Genomic DNA, 16,319 nt, shown 5'->3' with positions numbered 1-16,319 from the left:
TATGTTAAGAACGACGAAAACAATCGGTTATATTATAGGTTATGCAGCACTTGTGTCTTCACAATTAAACAAAGTTAAGCATAAGAAGACATTGATTAATGATGTCCGTAAACAAGATGAAATGATCTTTTTATATGCAAAAAGATGGGCTTCACGCATTCTAGATTCAGCTGGTGTTACAACACACTTGTCTGGCAATACAGAATCATTTGATGAGCCTGTATTATACATTTCAAATCATGAAGGTAATTTTGATATTCCAGTATTAATTAATCATTTACCACAACCATTTGGATTTATTTCAAAGACTGAAGTTCAAAAAATTCCGTTTTTAAGTCCATGGATGGAAGAAATGAATTGTATATATTTAGATCGTTCAAATAGACGCGCAAGTTTACAAATGATAAAAGATGGTATTAACAAATTAAAAGAACAACATTCTTTATTAATTTTTCCTGAAGGTAGTAGAAGTAAAGGCGGAGAAATGCAAGAATTTAAAGCAGGTTCTTTTAAATTAGCTAAATCAGCTAAAGTTAAAATTGTACCTATTGCGATTTATGGGACATCTAAAATCATGGAAGCTCAAGATTCTAAAAAAATGGTTCCTGGTGATGTTTATGTACACATTCTAGACCCAATTGAGCCTTCTATTTTTGAAGATAAGACCATGCAAGAAGTAAGTCAATTTGTACAAGGAAAAATTAGTAATACTGTTCAATCATTAAAGGAGAATCATTATGTCAAAAATTAAAATAGTTGTTGATTCGACGACAGATTTATCAGCAGACTTTTTAGAAGAAAATAACATTACTGTCGTACCCCTAAATATACTAATCGATGGTGTAACGTACGTAGACCAAGAGGATATTAGCTCAACAGAATTTCTAGAAAAAATGAAAGATGCTAAAGAACTACCTAAAACAAGTCAGCCACCAATTGGTAAAATTGTTGAAACATATGACGCATTAGGAGCAGATGGTTCTGAAATTATTAGTATTCATATGACTTCTGAGTTATCTGGTACATTTAGTGCAGCTCAACAAGCAGCACAAATGACAGAAACTAAAGTTACAGTTGTGGATAGTCAATTCATTTCATTAGCTTACGGGTTCCAAATTGAAGAAGTCGTGAAGATGATCAACGCAGGTAAGACTGTTGAAGAAATCGTTGAAGAAATTGAAGTGATTAAAAATAATTTAAGACTATTTGTGGTCATTGGTAATATCGACAACTTAATTAAAGGTGGTAGAATCGGTAAAGCGAAAGGCTTACTCGGTTCATTGATGAATATTAAACCAATTGGCGAATTGATTAACGGAAAAATCGAAATGATGCATAACGCAAGAACGCAAAATGCTATCGTTAAATATTTAATGAAAGAATTAGATGTCTTCTTAGAGAAGAAAGAACTTATTAAAATTGGTATTGCAGATGCGAATGCAGAACAATTGATGACGAAATTGATGAATACAATTAAAGAGAAGAAAAATTTCCACTTGTTTGATACTGCAGTAACGACACCAGTCGTTTCAACACATACTGGTGAAGGTGCTATTGGCGTGTTCTTCTATGGAAAATAAACATTGGATGAATCATAGAGCTTGGTTTTATGCTTTTATTATATTAATTATTCTAATACTTGGTGCTCTAGCTTATGTATGGTCTCAAATTTCAGATGATACAAACCATCCAACCATAAATACAGAACAAACCAAGAAAGATTTCACAATTTCTTTTGATAATGCACAATTAGAATCGTTAATGAATGCTTCTATGAAAGATTATAATATTCAATCACGCATCACTAAGAAATCATTGTCATTTGATACTCGTACTAAAATTTTAGGCAAAGATATTGATATAACACTTCAAACGAAACCTAAAAAGTTAAATAACGATACAATCTATTTCAAAATACAATCGATAGATATTGGTAAATTAAATATTTCAAATCCATTTATTCTATCTCAAATCAAAAAATATAGTGAACTTCCACCATATATTCATGTAAATCCTAAAGATGAATCATTCAATTTATCTTTAAATCAGTTGGAGATTGATAATGTTGAGTCTATACAAATTCAAACATTAGATATTTCAGACAAAAAATGGTACTTTGATATTAAGTTAAAGTAACTTAACATCATTAAAGGAGGTACAACTATGGCATATGCAACGTTAGCTGGGGGATGTTTTTGGTGTTTAGTTAAACCTTTCAATGAATTCCCTGGTATTATTGAAGTGACTTCCGGATATAGTGGTGGTCATGTTGAAAATCCAACTTATGAAGAAGTTTGTACAAATCAAACTGGTCATGTTGAAGCTGTTCAAATTGAATACAATGAAGATGAAACAGACTTTGAAGCTATTTTAGATATATACTTTAAGACTTTTGATCCAACAGATAACAAAGGTCAGTTCTTTGATAGAGGCGAAAGTTATGAACCTGTAATTTTCTATCACGACAAAGAACAAGAAAAAATAGCGCATAACAAAATCAATCAATTAAATGAACAAAATATTTTTGATAAACCAGTCATTACGCCAGTTAAACCGTACAAGAACTTTTACCCTGCGGAAGAATATCATCAAGATTATTACTTGAAGAATCCCGCACATTATCAAGGGTATCAACAAGGTTCTGGACGTAAAGCATTTATAGAAAAGTATTGGGGGCGTTAAAATGCTTAAAAAAAGTAAAGATGAATTAAATGAAATGGAATATCTCGTAACACAACAAAATGGTACAGAACCACCTTTTCAAAATGAATATTGGAATCACTTTGAAAAAGGTATTTATGTAGATAAATTATCTGGTAAACCATTATTCACTTCAGAAGAAAAATTTGAATCTGATTGTGGTTGGCCAAGTTTTTCAAAAGCATTAGATGATGAAGAAATCATCGAACTTGTTGATAAAACACATGGTATGATTAGAACTGAAGTACGCTCTGAAGATTCAGATAGTCATTTAGGTCATGTCTTTAATGACGGTCCTAAAGAATCTGGTGGCTTAAGATATTGTATTAATTCAGCTGCTGTACAATTTATTCCATATGATAAATTAGAAGATTTAGGGTATGGAGAATTAGTAAATCATTTTAAAAATTAGAGGAGTCGATTGTAATGTTTAAAAAATTATTTGGCGGTAACAAATCAAAAGATACAAATGTTGAAGTATTTGCACCAATTTCAGGTGAATATGTAGCAATTGAAGATATTCCAGATCCAGTATTTGCTCAAAAAATGATGGGTGAAGGATTCGGTATTAAACCAACAGAAGGTGTAGTAGTTGCACCATTTGATGGAGAAGTTGTGAATGTATTCAAACCTTCAAATCACGCTGTAGGTATTAAAGCAGCTAACGGATTAGAAGTATTGGTACACGTAGGTTTAGAAACTGTTCAATTAGGTGGAGAAGGCTTTGAAGCACTTGTTAACACTGGTGATACAGTTAAACAAGGCGATGAGTTATTAAAATTCGACATCGAAACAATCGAATCAAAAGTAAAATCAGTAATCAGCCCTGTAATTATTACAAACACAGATGACGCTGAAGAAATTAATATCGAAAAATTAGAAAGTCTAGTTAAAGGTGAAACTAAGGCTATTGATGTGAAAATGAAATAAATGAAACAATATTCTTTCTATCAATACGCACTAACAAAGCGAAGTGAAAAAAGCGAAGTAGGTAAGTTGGCAGATTTAATCTTCCAAGACTTATCATTCCCTAAATTCACAAACGATTACCACACACTTTCAGATTACTTAGAAACAGAAGCCATGTTCACACAACCAATGAGCGTCTTCGATGACTTATTCGAATCTTACGAAGAGTGGTTGAAATTCTAAGATAAGGTAAAACAAAACACCTCATTTTCAAGCGGAAATGAGGTGTTTTTTCATTTGTGGATTTGGTAATGATGAGGTGCTAATTACCACAATTTCGAATTGTGGTAATTAGAGACCGCTAACTTCCATTATTCTGAATTGTGGTTGTTAGAACGCGCTAACTATCATTATTTCGAATTCTGGTAATTAGAATGCGCTAACTTCCATTATTCTGAATTCTGGTAATTAGAATGCGCTAACTTCCATTATTCTGAATTGTGGTTGTTAGAACGCGCTAACTTCCATTATTCTGAATTCTGGTAGTTAGAATGCTGTAACTTCCATTATTCTGAATTCTGGTAATTAGAACGCTGTAACTTCCATTATTCTGAATTCTGGTAATTAGAACGTTGTAACTATCATTATTCTGAATTGTGGTAGTTAGAATGCTGTAACTTCCATTATTTCGAATTCTGGTAATTAGAACGCTGTAACTTCCATTATTCTGAATTCTGGTAATTAGACGGGCCATTCTTACGGACATTTCTCGGAATTCTGTCCCTAACGACACCCGTTACACTCACGATATGAACATTTTTCCTTATTAATTCGTTCACTTTGCTGTTTCCCACACCAAAGTGTTTTTATTTATATGATTTAACTGTTAAAATAAATTATATTTGACAAGAAAGTTGTGAGTAAATGAAACCTTTTAAAAAGAAACAAAGTCGGCAAATAACGCTTCCTTTATATAAGTTATTCATTATATTATTTGTTACGGTCTTATTGACGGCTGTTGTATCGTTTGCTTCGTATAAATTCGGTTTATATTTTGGCAATGATCAACAAAAAGAGCTTAACAAGATTGAAGAGGCTTATAAACAAATTAATAACGACTATTACAAAGATGTTGATGACGACAAATTAACGCAAGGCGCTATTGATGGTATGATCAAATCTTTAGATGACCCTTATAGTGAATACATATCCGCTAAAGATACAACAAGCTATAACGAAGAAATTTCTGGTGATTTTGTTGGAATTGGTGCAGAAATGGAAATGCACGATGGCTACGTTAGAATTACGAGTCCTATGAAAGATTCTCCTGCTGAAAAAGCTGGCGTGAAATCTTTAGACGTTATTACGAAAGTTGACGATGAATCGATTAAAAATAAATCTTTAAATGAAATCGTCAAAAAAGTAAGAGGTAAAAAAGGTACTACTGTTACGTTAACAATTAAACGAGAAGGTAAAGAACCTTTCGATGTGAAAATTAAACGTGACAAAATCCATCTTACAAGTGTCGATTATACGAAGAAAAATGACACTGGCGTCATTGCAATTTCTAAGTTCCAAAATAAAACAACAAAAGAATTACAATCTGCATTGAAACAAGCTAAAAAAGACAAAGTGAAACATGTCGTTTTAGATTTAAGAAACAATCCAGGTGGTCTATTAGATGAAGTTGTGACAAGCGTTAACTTGTTTGTTGATAAAAATAAACCTGTTATATATCTAGAAACGAAAGGTGATAAACCACAAGCAGTTGAAACTGAAAACGACAAAATGTCTGGTATCGATGATATGGATTACACAGTTCTCGTTAATAAAGGATCTGCAAGTGCTGCAGAAATATTCGCTGGCGCATTACAAGATTATAAAATTGCAGACGTACTAGGAACAACGACTTTTGGTAAAGGCATCGGACAAGTTCATAAAGAATTTAGCGATTCTAGTATTTTAAAATATACAAACATGAGATGGTTAACACCTAATAAATCTTATATTCATAAAAAAGGTATTCAACCAGATAAAACCATTAAAGCACCTAAATATGAGGAAATTGAAATAATCGATCCAAGTAAGACATATCAAGAAGGCGATCAATCTAAAGAAATTAAGTCAATTAAGATTGGTTTGAACGCTTTAGGGTATAATATTAACAATGAAAATGACCAATTTGATGCCCAACTGACATCACAAGTTAAATCATTCCAAAGTGATCATGATTTAACTGCAAATGGTATTTTCACAGATGATACAACTAAGAAATTTATTGAACTTTTACGCAAGAAAATCCGCAGTGAAGATAAACAACTTGATGAAGCAATTCAATATATGCATAAGTAAATGGGGGAAACTAGTTTGAGAAAAGCAACAAGATCAGATATTCAACATATTAATCAATTAACAGAAATGGCTAAATCGATTATGGAGAACGATCAGAATCCTCAATGGGATCATCGTTATCCTTTAGAGAAGCATTTCTACGAAGATATAGATAACGGAGACTTATATCTATATGAAGAAAACAATGACATTGCAGGTTATATATGTGTCAATCAAGTACAAGCTGAATGGTATAAACAATTCGACTGGCCAGCTAATACTAACGGCGCATATGTCATTCATAGAATGGCTACAAATCCTGAATATAAAGGTATCGCAATGAAGATGATGCAATTTGCTATTGATATTGCTACTGAAGCAGGCACGCCTATTATCATAACGGATACATTTTCACTCAATAAACGTGCACAAAGACTTTTTGAAAAATTTGATTTTATTAAAATAGGTGAATATGAAACAGATGAGTTTCCATTTGATAAGAACGCACCATTTTATGCATATTATAAATTGATAGAGAACGAGGAGAAATAAACATGAAGAAGATAGCATTTACCGGTGGCGGTACGATAGGACATGTTGCAGTAAATTTAGCACTGATTCCTGAAGCACAAAAACGTGATATCGAAACAATATATATTGGTTCTAAAAACGGTATAGAAAAAGAAATGATTACTGACTCTGCCAAAGATACGAAATATATTGCGATTTCAAGCGGGAAGTTACGTCGATATTTATCTTTTGAGAATTTAAAAGACGTCTTTAAAGTATTAAAAGGTGTATTAGACGCTAGAAAAGTATTAAAGAAAGAAAAACCAGATTTAGTCTTTTCTAAAGGTGGATTTGTCAGTGTTCCAGTTATTATCGCTGCCAAATCATTAAAAATTCCATCAATTGTGCATGAATCAGATGTTACACCTGGTTTAGCAAATAAAATTTCAATGAAATTCGCTAATAAAATGTATACAACTTTTGAAGAAACTTTAAAATATGTACCTAAAGAAAAATCAGATTATATTGGTGCGATTATTAGAGAAGATTTAAGAGATGGATCTAAAGAAGAAGGTTATCAATTAACGGGCTTTAATGATCAATTACCTGTATTACTCGTAATGGGTGGTAGCTTAGGTTCTAAAGCTTTAAATAAAGCGATTCGAGATAACTTAGACTATTTAACAAAGAAATATCAAATTATTCATTTAACTGGTAAAGGTCATGTAGATCATAGTATTAAAAACGACAACTATGTCCAATATGAGTTTGTTTCAAATGAATTAATGCACTTCTATGCGATTACGGACACTGTTATCAGTAGAGCAGGCGCTAACGCTATATATGAATTTGCGACATTGAAGTTACCTATGTTATTAATTCCACTTGGTTTAGATCAATCTAGAGGAGACCAAATTGATAACGCTAAAATTTTCGAGAAAAATGGATATGCTAAAGTATTACAAGAAAAAGATGTCGACCAATCTAATCTGATCAGTCAACTTGATAAATTAGAAAACGAACGTGAAGCTATTATTGACAAAATGTCACATTTCAAAGAAAGTTATACTAAAGAAACACTATTTAACAAAATTGAATCAGACATAAAGTAAAGGGGGCAATCGAATGAGCCAAGCAAACCGTACTTTACTCATACTAATATTTAGTTTGATATTTGGAGTCATTGCATTTTTCCATGAATCAAGACTCGGTAAATGGATTGATAATGAAGTTTATAACTTTATATATTCAACTGAAAGCTTTATAACAACTTCTATAATGCTTGGTTTCACAAAACTAGGAGAAGTTTGGGCAATGATTGCCTTATCACTCATTGTGATTTGTTACTTAAAACTTAAAAAATATAACATTGAAACATTATTTTTTGCAGTTACGATGATTTTATCAGGTACATTAAATCCACTTCTTAAAAATATATTCGACAGAGAACGACCAACTTTACTTAGACTGATAGATATTTCTGGATTTAGTTTTCCGAGTGGACATGCAATGGGATCCACCGCATTTTTCGGATCACTAATATTCATTATATTTAGAGTGGCGAACAAATCTATTCGACCTTATTTGATGGGGTTATGTGTCATTTGTATCGCAATGATATCATCATCACGCGTATATTTAGGCGTACATTATCCAACTGATATCATTGCTGGTATAATTGGTGGCGTTATTTGCATAATGCTAACTCAAAGTATGTTACGAAAGAAATTATAGATAAGTATGGAACAGGATGAGCTGTTCCATACTTTTTTTGGAATTAGCTGCCGTTACGAACAAGTTTGGTCAGAAGTGTTCATAAGGCACCCGTTATGAACAAGTTTAGCCGAAAGTGTTCATAAGGATACCAGTAATTACAGTTCTTGCGAGTTTTGTAAATAGGGACTGCAAATAACGCTTCTATTCCTCTATTAAATCCAAACAAAAAAACAGCCACAGTGATTTGGACAGAATCACTGCGGCTGTTTTACTTTTATGGGCATAAAAGGGGGTTATAGAAAATGTTCAATCCATACTTAGAGGGGGAACTCTTTTATTTGATTGATAATCATTTTCAATTACTATTATAACCAATTGAGAATGAATGTCAATTAGTTATTTAAATTTTTTACTATTTTAAATGATAAAATAGTAATGCTCATATATAATGAACATGTTAAACTCGAAAATGTTATCTTTTACTAGAGGGGGAACTCTTTCATTGATAATCATTTTCAATTACTATTATAACTAACTGAGAATCATTGTCAATTAAAAATTGAAAACTTTTATAATTTTATTACGAGGTGGCACTATGAAAAAGATACTCATCATAGAAGATGAACAAAATTTAGCAAGATTTATAGAATTAGAACTTAAGCATGAGGACTATGAAGTGGAAATATGTAATGATGGTGAGAGTGGATTAAACCAAGCTCTAGCTGAAGATTACAATTGTATATTATTAGATCTCATGTTACCAAAAATGAATGGTCTTGAAGTATGTAGACGTGTTCGTCGTGAGAAAGATACGCCGATTATTATGATAACGGCTAAGGGCGATACATATGATAAAGTTATTGGTCTTGATTATGGCGCAGATGATTATATCGTTAAACCATTTGATATTGAAGAATTATTAGCGAGAATTCGCGTTATTATTAGAAGAAATGTAACAGTTGAACCAGTAAGTCACACAATTACTGTTAATGATTTAACAATTGATAAAAATGCTTTTTCTGTATCTATCCATGGTGAATCTGTTGATTTAACGAAGACTGAATACGAATTGTTATTATTATTGGCTGAAAATCAAAATTTCGTCTTACAAAGAGAGCAGATTTTAAATCATGTATGGGGTTATGAGTCAGAAGTTGAGACAAATGTTGTGGACGTATATATTCGTTATTTACGTAACAAACTAAAACCATTCAAGAAAGAGAATATTATCGAAACTGTTAGAGGAGTGGGATACGTGATTAGATCATGAAACAACAATCATTAAAGACTAAATGGATGATGCTCACTACGACGATTACGTTTATTATATTTGCTTTGTTCAGTATGTTTATCATTTATTTCATTAGTTTATATTTAAAAGACCAAGAAACAAGCACAGCAACAAGAAGTACATACGACACTATTAATTTATTGAAGACGAAGACACTTGGTCAAATTACTTCAACTGATATTAATGCGACGATAACGGATAATCAAAAGCTTGTGCTATATGATAGATTTGGTAAACCAATTTTTGAAGAAACACATAATAATGATTTAGATTATACGCCTAAATTTGAACGTGTGAGTCAACTTAAAGTTTATGAAACGAAACAAAATAATAAATCATATATTGTCGTTTATACACCTGTAAACACAAGTTATTTCAGTGGTTATGAAGCTGTTGTCCATCCACTAGCAAATTATGATGCCATTATTAAATTTATGATTATACTAGCAACTGTATTTGGATTAACGGCATTGTTCTTAATTGCATTAATCAGTTATGTATTCTCGTCACAAATCACAAAACCTATTACGATATTATCCGATAAAATGAAACAAATTCGTAGAGACGGTTTCCAAGAAAAGCTTGAAGTACCCACAAACTATGAAGAAACAGACGATATGATCCAAACATTTAATAGAATGATGGAACAATTGGAAAGTTCTTTCGACCAACAGAAACAATTCGTCGAAGATGCTTCACATGAATTGAGAACACCGCTGCAAATTATACAAGGGCATTTAAACCTCATTCAAAGATGGGGTAAAAACAATCCAGAAGTATTAGAAGAATCTCTAGATATTTCTATAGAAGAAATGACACGCATTACGAAACTCGTCGAAGAACTTCTATTATTATCAAAAGACGCTCGATCTAGTACAGGTGATGAGATTGATATTGTCGATATCAACTATGAAATAAATTCTAGAATTAAATCATTAAAGAAATTACATCCAGATTATACATTCAATTTCGAATCAAATTACAACGCTATTAGAATGAATATCAATCGATTTCATTTTGAACAAATGTTATTAATCTTTATTGATAACGCTATGAAATATGATAAGAAAAATAAAAACATTGAAATTGTGACGAATTTAAAAAATAGAAATATTACAATTGATATTATTGACCATGGTGTGGGCATACCTCAAAAAGACTTAGAATTCATATTTGACCGCTTTTATAGAGTTGATAAATCACGTTCTAGAAAAGAAGGCGGCAATGGACTCGGCCTTTCAATTGCTAAGAAATTAGTTAATTCTTATGATGGAATTGTAAAAGTTGAAAGTGTTGTGAATGAGTACACAAAAATATCAGTTGTATTCAAAGAATCTTTTATAAACAAATAAGTTCAATATTGTCAAATTAGCCTTTAACTCAATACTGTTAAGTGCTAAAATGGAAATGTAAACGGTTTATAATTTTCTTGGAGGGTGGAACATGAAGAATGATAATCATGTCGAAGCACCTGTAAGATTTGGAACTAACTTAGGGTTAATGTTAGAAATGTATGATAATTACGTTAATGATCCAGAGTCAGTACCGGAAGACTTGCAAGTGTTATTCGATGAATTAACAAGTAACAACACAGGCGCTGGCCTACAATCAAGTACTGGGGTGGACAACTCAAGTGTAAAACGTGTAATGCGTTTAATTGATAATATCAGACAGTATGGACATTTAACTGCAGATATTTATCCAGTGTACCGTCCAGAAAGAAAAAACGTACCAAAATTAACACATCAAGACTTTGGACTTTCAAAAGAAACTTTGGAAAAACTTCCAGCAGTTATCGTATCAGATCACTTTGATGGAGAATTTAACAATGCATATGAAGCAATAGAATATATGACTTCTTGTTACCAAGGTCCTATCGCTTTTGAGTACACGCATATTAATAATAATGAAGAACGCGTATGGTTGAAGAGATATATCGAATCAACACATACAATTGAAATTTCTAAAGAAGAAAAAATCGAATTATTAAAAAGTTTAGCTGAAGTAGAAGGCTTTGAAAAATATATCCATAAGAATTTCGTAGGTGCTAAACGCTTCTCAATCGAGGGTGTAGATAGTTTAGTACCAATGTTACAAAGAGTCTTAAAACGTACGAATGCTGCAAATATACCAAACATCCAAATTGGTATGGCGCATAGGGGTAGATTAAACGTTTTAACTCATGTATTAGAAAAGCCATATGAAATGATGATTTCTGAATTTATGCATAAGAACCCACTTATTTTCTTACCGAAAGATGGTTCTTTAGAAATCACAGCTGGTTGGACAGGCGATGTTAAATATCACTTAGGTGGTACGAAGACAACAAGTAAATACGGTATCGAACAATCGATTACTTTAGCAAACAACCCAAGTCACCTAGAAATCGTTTCTCCAGTCGTTCTTGGTAAAGCGAGAGCTAATCAAGATACAACAATTGATACTGGAAGACCAAGTCAAGATGTTAATAAATCACTTGCAGTCTTAATTCATGGTGATGCTGCATTCCCTGGACAAGGTATTAACTTTGAATCTATGAACTTGAGTAACTTAGATGGTTACACAACTGGTGGTTCATTACACATTATTACGAATAACAGAATTGGTTTCACTACTGAAGCAGAAGATGGACGCTCAACAACATACTCAACTGATGTTGCAAAAGGTTATGACTTACCAATTATCCATGTAAATGCAGATGATGTTGAAGCTACTGTTAAAGCAATTGAAATGGCAATGGACTTCAGAGAGAAATTCAATAAAGATTTCGTCATCGATTTAGTTGGTTATAGACGTTATGGACATAACGAAATGGACGAACCATCTATTACAAATCCAATGATGTATAAAGCGATTAAAGAACATCCATCTATTGAACATATTTATGGTAAAAAGCTTGTCGAAGAAGGCATTATTACAAAAGCTGAAATGAATGAAATTTTTGAAGATGTAACGAAACGCCTAAGAGCTGCTCATGACAAGATTGATAAAGATGCTGAAATGGATAATCCAGAAATGACTTTACCTGATAACATCAGTGAAGGACAAGATTATGAGTTAGCAAACGCTACTTATGAAGAATTAAAAGCGATCAATGATGCAATGTTTGATTATCCAGAAGATTTCACAGTCTTCAAGAAGTTAAACAAAGTATTAGATAGACGTCGTGAACCATTTGAAAAAGACGGTCTTGTAGACTGGGCACATGCTGAACAACTTGCATTTGCGACAATTTTACAAAATGGTACACCAATTCGATTAACTGGACAAGATTCAGAACGTGGAACATTCGCGCATAGACATGCTGTGTTACATGATGAGAAAGATGGTAAGTTATTTATTCCATTACATCACGTACCGAATGGTAAAGCATCATTCGATATTCATAACTCACCATTATCTGAAGCTGCAGTAGTTGGTTTTGAATATGGTTATAATGTTGATCATCCACAATCATTTAATATTTGGGAAGCGCAATACGGTGACTTTGCAAATATGGCACAAATGATATTCGATAACTTCTTATCTAACAGCAATGCTAAATGGGGAGAAAAGAGTGGTTTAGCTTTATTCTTACCACATAGTAATGAAGGACAAGGTCCTGAACATTCATCAGCAAGATTGGAAAGATTTTTACAATTAGCTGGCGAAAACAACATGACAATCGCTAACTTAACAAGTGCTTCTAACTATTATCACTTATTAAGAAGACATGCAAAATATCTTAACACAGATAAAATGAGACCATTAGTCTTAATGTCACCAAAAAGCTTATTAAGAAATAAAATTGTTTCTCGTCCAATTGAAGAATTCACTAAAGGACAATTTGAACCAATTTTAGTTGAACCATATAAGAAGACTAAAGTTAAGAAAGTTATTATTTCATCAGGAAAAATGTTTATTGACTTAAAAACTGAATTACAAAAAAATCCTAACGATGAACTTTGTCTAATTGCACTTGAACAACTTTATCCATTCCCTAAAGAAGAGATAAAGAACGTTCTTTCTGAATTCAGAAATCTAGAAACAGTTCGCTGGGTTCAAGAAGAAGCGAAAAACCAAGGTGCTTGGTCATTCGTTAGCTTAAAACTTCAAGACATTCTAGAAGATCGCAAAGTAGAGCTTGAATATCACGGTCGTAAAGTACGTTCTTCAACTGCAGAAGGCGACGGCGAAATATACAAACTTATACAAAGTAAAGTAATCCAAGAAGCTTTAAAACATAATTAGGGGGAAAAGAATCATGTCAGAGGTAAAAGTACCAGAATTAGCAGAATCAATTACAGAAGGAACAATTTCAGAATGGCTCAAATCAGTTGGTGACCAAGTTGAAAAAGGCGAAAATATCGTCGAACTTGAAACTGACAAAGTAAATGTTGAAGTCATTTCAGAAGTTGCAGGTGTTCTAACTGAAATCAAAGCTGAAGAAGGCGATACTGTTGAAGTAGGTTCAGTCATTGCAGTTGTTTCAGATGGAGAAGCACAACCAGCTTCAAACGATGCTAAACCTGAAAAGCAAGAAGAACCATCTAAAGAAGATGCAGGTAAACCAGAAGCTACAGAAACTAAAGAAGAAACAGCATCTTCAAATGAAAGAATTCAAGCAACACCATCAGCACGTCGTTTAGCACGTGAAAAAGGTATCGACTTAAGCAAGGTTAAGACACAAGCAGGCGACGTTATTCGTCCAGAAGACGTTGAAAGTGCAGCTAAACCTCAACCACAAGCTAAACCAGCTGAGAAAAGCCAACCAGCACAAGCTAAATCTAATGACAATCCTTCTAAACCTGTTGTTCGTGAGAAATTATCACGTAGACGTCAAACAATAGCTAAGAAATTATTAGAAGTATCTAATAATACAGCTATGTTAACAACATTTAATGAAGTTGATATGACTAACGTAATGGAATTACGTAAACGTAAGAAAGAAAAATTCCAAGAAGACCATAACGGTACACGTTTAGGATTCATGTCATTCTTCACTAAAGCAGCAGTAGCAGCATTGAAGAAATATCCTGATGTAAATGCTGAAATTGATGGTACTGATTTAGTACTTAAACAATTCTATGATATCGGTATTGCCGTTTCTACAGAAGAAGGTTTAGTAGTACCAATCGTTAAAGATTGTGACAAGAAAAACTTCGCTGAAATCGAACAAGATATCGTAGACTTAGCTGTTAAAGCTAAAGACAAAAAATTAGGCTTAGATGACATGATGGGTGGATCATTCACTATAACTAATGGTGGTGTATTTGGTTCATTAATGTCTACACCAATTATCAATGGTACACAAGCTGCTATTTTAGGTATGCACTCAATTGTTACAAGACCAATTGCAATTGATAAAGATCGTATGGAAAATAGACCGATGATGTACATCGCGTTAAGCTATGACCACAGAATTATTGATGGAAAACAAGCAGTAGGATTCTTAAAAACAATTAAAGACTTAATTGAAAATCCAGAAGATTTATTATTAGAATCTTAATATAGCATTATGGAAAAATACAACGACAGTAATTGTCGTTGTATTTTTTTCGTATTATGAATCATCTCAATTCTGAGATGTGGTTTTATTTTTATATGAAAATGGCTTACTATAAAGAAAGTATTGAATTGAAACAATAATTTTAAATGAGGGATAATATAGGTAAATCGATACATGAACGTTGGAAAGAAGACGCGTATTACTATGAAAAACGTGCTGCAGAAGATGAGAACTACGAAGAAACGAAAGCAAGAGTCGAAAAGAAAAAAGCTCAAATTATAGAATCATTGAAACACAATAAGGATAAAATTAAACAAATGGAAGAACAATTGAGTAAGAAAAACAGGTAAGAGGTTAGGAAATAAGGAATTAAGCAAAGTAGAAATTCAAATTAAGTACACCTCTATTAAAGTTCATATAAAGCCCTAGTGTTATTAACAAATTTAAGTGGTAAAATAATTATGAAATACTATCACATAAAATATAAATAGAGGTGGGCTTAATGTCAGTTGATTGGTCAATATTGTCAAATCCTATTGTTGTATCAGTAGTAGGGGGCTTCGTAGGTTGGTTGCTATCCCAATTTACAAATAAGAAAAGAATGGAACACGAGAAAGAAATAAATGACATGAAGTTAAAAGCAGATGTCGTCGTAAAGTCAAGAATGGAATGGATTAAAGAAGTTAGGGAATTAAGTTCAAGATTAATTAAAAATTATACTGAAATGTATAAAACTAACGGGGATGCAGAGTTCGTTTTTAAATCAGTTAAACAACTTGATGAAAGTAATCACGCTTTAATAGAGAAACATAAAACTGAAACTGATGAAAATAAAAGTGATTATCTATTAAAAAAAATTACTTCTAATACAGAGAAATTAGGTAATTTAGAGAATAAATACGCAACATTATCAAATGATTTACTTACATATGTTGGTCGATTTAGTGAAATAAAATTTCTTTTCAAATCTTATTTTTCAGAGGAAAATATAGACGGAAGTGCCAATGAACAAAATAGCGAATTAATAGATGCAATGGAAAATTGTATAGCATTGTTAACTAAATATTGCACAAAACCAGAAGAAGTAAATAAAAATGAACTGCAACAATCATTAGATAACTTTACATATAAACTCAGTAAATATTTAAAAGAAGAATGGGAAAAAGTTAAACGGATTGAATAATCCCCCAAATTTCCCCCGAGAACTTAAATAATTATAGATATTTATACATACTAAACTAAAACCAGGTTACTTATAAACCGCTTCACTACAACGTTTTAGCATGTATAAAGATAGTATATATATATTACCTAAACCCAGAAGATTTATTATTAGAATCTTAATATAAATAGGAGTCACCAATATCTCATGAT

The 16,319-nt window shown here is 32.2% G+C and carries 17 protein-coding genes; all 17 read left to right on the top strand.

The window, feature by feature from the left end; genetic code table 11:
- Position 1 precedes the first annotated feature (1 nt).
- The 17 genes from LQ679_RS00675 to LQ679_RS00595 all read left to right on the top strand — a co-directional run bounded on the left by LQ679_RS00675 (position 2) and on the right by LQ679_RS00595 (position 16,128).
- A complete protein-coding gene (locus tag LQ679_RS00675; protein WP_037590515.1) occupies positions 2-751 on the top strand; it encodes a lysophospholipid acyltransferase family protein in 750 nt (249 codons plus the stop codon).
- Positions 738-1,580 (top strand): DegV family protein, encoded by an 843-nt coding sequence (locus LQ679_RS00670; RefSeq protein ID WP_191835568.1) that lies wholly within the window; start codon positions 738-740, stop codon positions 1,578-1,580. The genes LQ679_RS00675 and LQ679_RS00670 overlap by 14 nt, the downstream gene beginning before the upstream one ends.
- Complete coding sequence (locus LQ679_RS00665; RefSeq protein WP_191835567.1) at positions 1,570-2,136, top strand: DUF2140 family protein; 567 nt, start codon at positions 1,570-1,572, stop codon at positions 2,134-2,136. Before LQ679_RS00670 ends, LQ679_RS00665 begins: the two co-directional genes overlap by 11 nt.
- 27 nt (positions 2,137-2,163) lie before the next feature.
- Positions 2,164-2,682 carry a peptide-methionine (S)-S-oxide reductase MsrA gene (gene msrA / locus LQ679_RS00660; RefSeq protein ID WP_191835566.1) on the top strand — a complete coding sequence of 173 codons (519 nt, stop codon included), beginning with the start codon at positions 2,164-2,166 and terminating at the stop codon, positions 2,680-2,682.
- Position 2,683: 1 nt separating this feature from the next.
- On the top strand, positions 2,684-3,112 hold the full coding sequence (gene msrB / locus LQ679_RS00655) for a peptide-methionine (R)-S-oxide reductase MsrB (RefSeq protein ID WP_025906285.1): 429 nt from the start codon (positions 2,684-2,686) through the stop codon (positions 3,110-3,112).
- Between the two features lie 14 nt (positions 3,113-3,126).
- The gene (locus LQ679_RS00650; RefSeq protein WP_025906286.1) at positions 3,127-3,630 is read left to right on the top strand and encodes a PTS sugar transporter subunit IIA; all 504 of its coding nucleotides are present in this window, start codon (positions 3,127-3,129) and stop codon (positions 3,628-3,630) included.
- Complete coding sequence (locus tag LQ679_RS00645) at positions 3,631-3,852, top strand: YozE family protein (protein ID WP_025906287.1); 222 nt, start codon at positions 3,631-3,633, stop codon at positions 3,850-3,852.
- A 681-nt stretch (positions 3,853-4,533) separates the two neighbouring features.
- A complete protein-coding gene (locus LQ679_RS00640) occupies positions 4,534-5,961 on the top strand; it encodes a S41 family peptidase (RefSeq protein ID WP_037590509.1) in 1,428 nt (475 codons plus the stop codon).
- A 66-nt stretch (positions 5,962-6,027) separates the two neighbouring features.
- Positions 6,028-6,492: a GNAT family N-acetyltransferase gene (locus LQ679_RS00635; protein WP_414797464.1), complete on the top strand. Its 465-nt coding sequence runs from the start codon at positions 6,028-6,030 to the stop codon at positions 6,490-6,492.
- A 2-nt stretch (positions 6,493-6,494) separates the two neighbouring features.
- Positions 6,495-7,562 (top strand): undecaprenyldiphospho-muramoylpentapeptide beta-N-acetylglucosaminyltransferase, encoded by a 1,068-nt coding sequence (locus tag LQ679_RS00630; protein WP_204170193.1) that lies wholly within the window; start codon positions 6,495-6,497, stop codon positions 7,560-7,562.
- Between the two features lie 13 nt (positions 7,563-7,575).
- On the top strand, positions 7,576-8,184 hold the full coding sequence (locus tag LQ679_RS00625; RefSeq protein ID WP_037590506.1) for a phosphatase PAP2 family protein: 609 nt from the start codon (positions 7,576-7,578) through the stop codon (positions 8,182-8,184).
- Between the two features lie 577 nt (positions 8,185-8,761).
- A complete protein-coding gene (locus tag LQ679_RS00620) occupies positions 8,762-9,436 on the top strand; it encodes a response regulator transcription factor (protein ID WP_037590505.1) in 675 nt (224 codons plus the stop codon).
- A complete protein-coding gene (locus LQ679_RS00615; RefSeq protein WP_191835562.1) occupies positions 9,433-10,809 on the top strand; it encodes a HAMP domain-containing sensor histidine kinase in 1,377 nt (458 codons plus the stop codon). The genes LQ679_RS00620 and LQ679_RS00615 overlap by 4 nt, the downstream gene beginning before the upstream one ends.
- Positions 10,810-10,900: 91 nt before the next feature.
- Entirely contained in the window at positions 10,901-13,687 is a 2,787-nt protein-coding gene (locus tag LQ679_RS00610) for a 2-oxoglutarate dehydrogenase E1 component (protein WP_191835561.1), read from the top strand.
- Positions 13,688-13,700: 13 nt separating this feature from the next.
- Positions 13,701-14,945 carry a 2-oxoglutarate dehydrogenase complex dihydrolipoyllysine-residue succinyltransferase gene (gene odhB / locus LQ679_RS00605; RefSeq protein ID WP_037590502.1) on the top strand — a complete coding sequence of 415 codons (1,245 nt, stop codon included), beginning with the start codon at positions 13,701-13,703 and terminating at the stop codon, positions 14,943-14,945.
- A 146-nt stretch (positions 14,946-15,091) separates the two neighbouring features.
- Positions 15,092-15,295 (top strand): hypothetical protein, encoded by a 204-nt coding sequence (locus LQ679_RS00600; protein WP_239761934.1) that lies wholly within the window; start codon positions 15,092-15,094, stop codon positions 15,293-15,295.
- A gap of 152 nt (positions 15,296-15,447) precedes the next feature.
- Complete coding sequence (locus LQ679_RS00595; protein WP_239761933.1) at positions 15,448-16,128, top strand: hypothetical protein; 681 nt, start codon at positions 15,448-15,450, stop codon at positions 16,126-16,128.
- Positions 16,129-16,319 lie beyond the last annotated feature (191 nt).

This window comes from Mammaliicoccus sp. I-M35 (genome assembly GCF_022386455.1).
Taxonomy (GTDB): Bacteria; Bacillota; Bacilli; order Staphylococcales; family Staphylococcaceae; genus Mammaliicoccus; species Mammaliicoccus sciuri_A.
Note: the sequence above shows the minus strand (reverse complement) of the source record. Positions and strands in the feature narration are given on the sequence as shown.

Excerpts from the sequence above, each read along its gene's own strand:
- LQ679_RS00665 (WP_191835567.1), top strand. The coding sequence starts at position 1,570 with ATGGAAAATAAACATTGGATGAATCATAGAGCTTGGTTTTATGCTTTT.
- msrB (WP_025906285.1), top strand. The coding sequence starts at position 2,684 with ATGCTTAAAAAAAGTAAAGATGAATTAAATGAAATGGAATATCTCGTA.
- LQ679_RS00625 (WP_037590506.1), top strand. The coding sequence starts at position 7,576 with ATGAGCCAAGCAAACCGTACTTTACTCATACTAATATTTAGTTTGATA.
- LQ679_RS00675 (WP_037590515.1), top strand. The coding sequence starts at position 2 with ATGTTAAGAACGACGAAAACAATCGGTTATATTATAGGTTATGCAGCA.
- odhB (WP_037590502.1), top strand. The coding sequence starts at position 13,701 with ATGTCAGAGGTAAAAGTACCAGAATTAGCAGAATCAATTACAGAAGGA.
- LQ679_RS00595 (WP_239761933.1), top strand. The coding sequence starts at position 15,448 with ATGTCAGTTGATTGGTCAATATTGTCAAATCCTATTGTTGTATCAGTA.
- msrA (WP_191835566.1), top strand. The coding sequence starts at position 2,164 with ATGGCATATGCAACGTTAGCTGGGGGATGTTTTTGGTGTTTAGTTAAA.
- LQ679_RS00650 (WP_025906286.1), top strand. The coding sequence starts at position 3,127 with ATGTTTAAAAAATTATTTGGCGGTAACAAATCAAAAGATACAAATGTT.
- LQ679_RS00610 (WP_191835561.1), top strand. The coding sequence starts at position 10,901 with ATGAAGAATGATAATCATGTCGAAGCACCTGTAAGATTTGGAACTAAC.
- LQ679_RS00615 (WP_191835562.1), top strand. The coding sequence starts at position 9,433 with ATGAAACAACAATCATTAAAGACTAAATGGATGATGCTCACTACGACG.
- LQ679_RS00645 (WP_025906287.1), top strand. The coding sequence starts at position 3,631 with ATGAAACAATATTCTTTCTATCAATACGCACTAACAAAGCGAAGTGAA.
- LQ679_RS00640 (WP_037590509.1), top strand. The coding sequence starts at position 4,534 with ATGAAACCTTTTAAAAAGAAACAAAGTCGGCAAATAACGCTTCCTTTA.
- LQ679_RS00600 (WP_239761934.1), top strand. The coding sequence starts at position 15,092 with ATGAGGGATAATATAGGTAAATCGATACATGAACGTTGGAAAGAAGAC.
- LQ679_RS00620 (WP_037590505.1), top strand. The coding sequence starts at position 8,762 with ATGAAAAAGATACTCATCATAGAAGATGAACAAAATTTAGCAAGATTT.
- LQ679_RS00670 (WP_191835568.1), top strand. The coding sequence starts at position 738 with ATGTCAAAAATTAAAATAGTTGTTGATTCGACGACAGATTTATCAGCA.
- LQ679_RS00635 (WP_414797464.1), top strand. The coding sequence starts at position 6,028 with ATGGCTAAATCGATTATGGAGAACGATCAGAATCCTCAATGGGATCAT.
- LQ679_RS00630 (WP_204170193.1), top strand. The coding sequence starts at position 6,495 with ATGAAGAAGATAGCATTTACCGGTGGCGGTACGATAGGACATGTTGCA.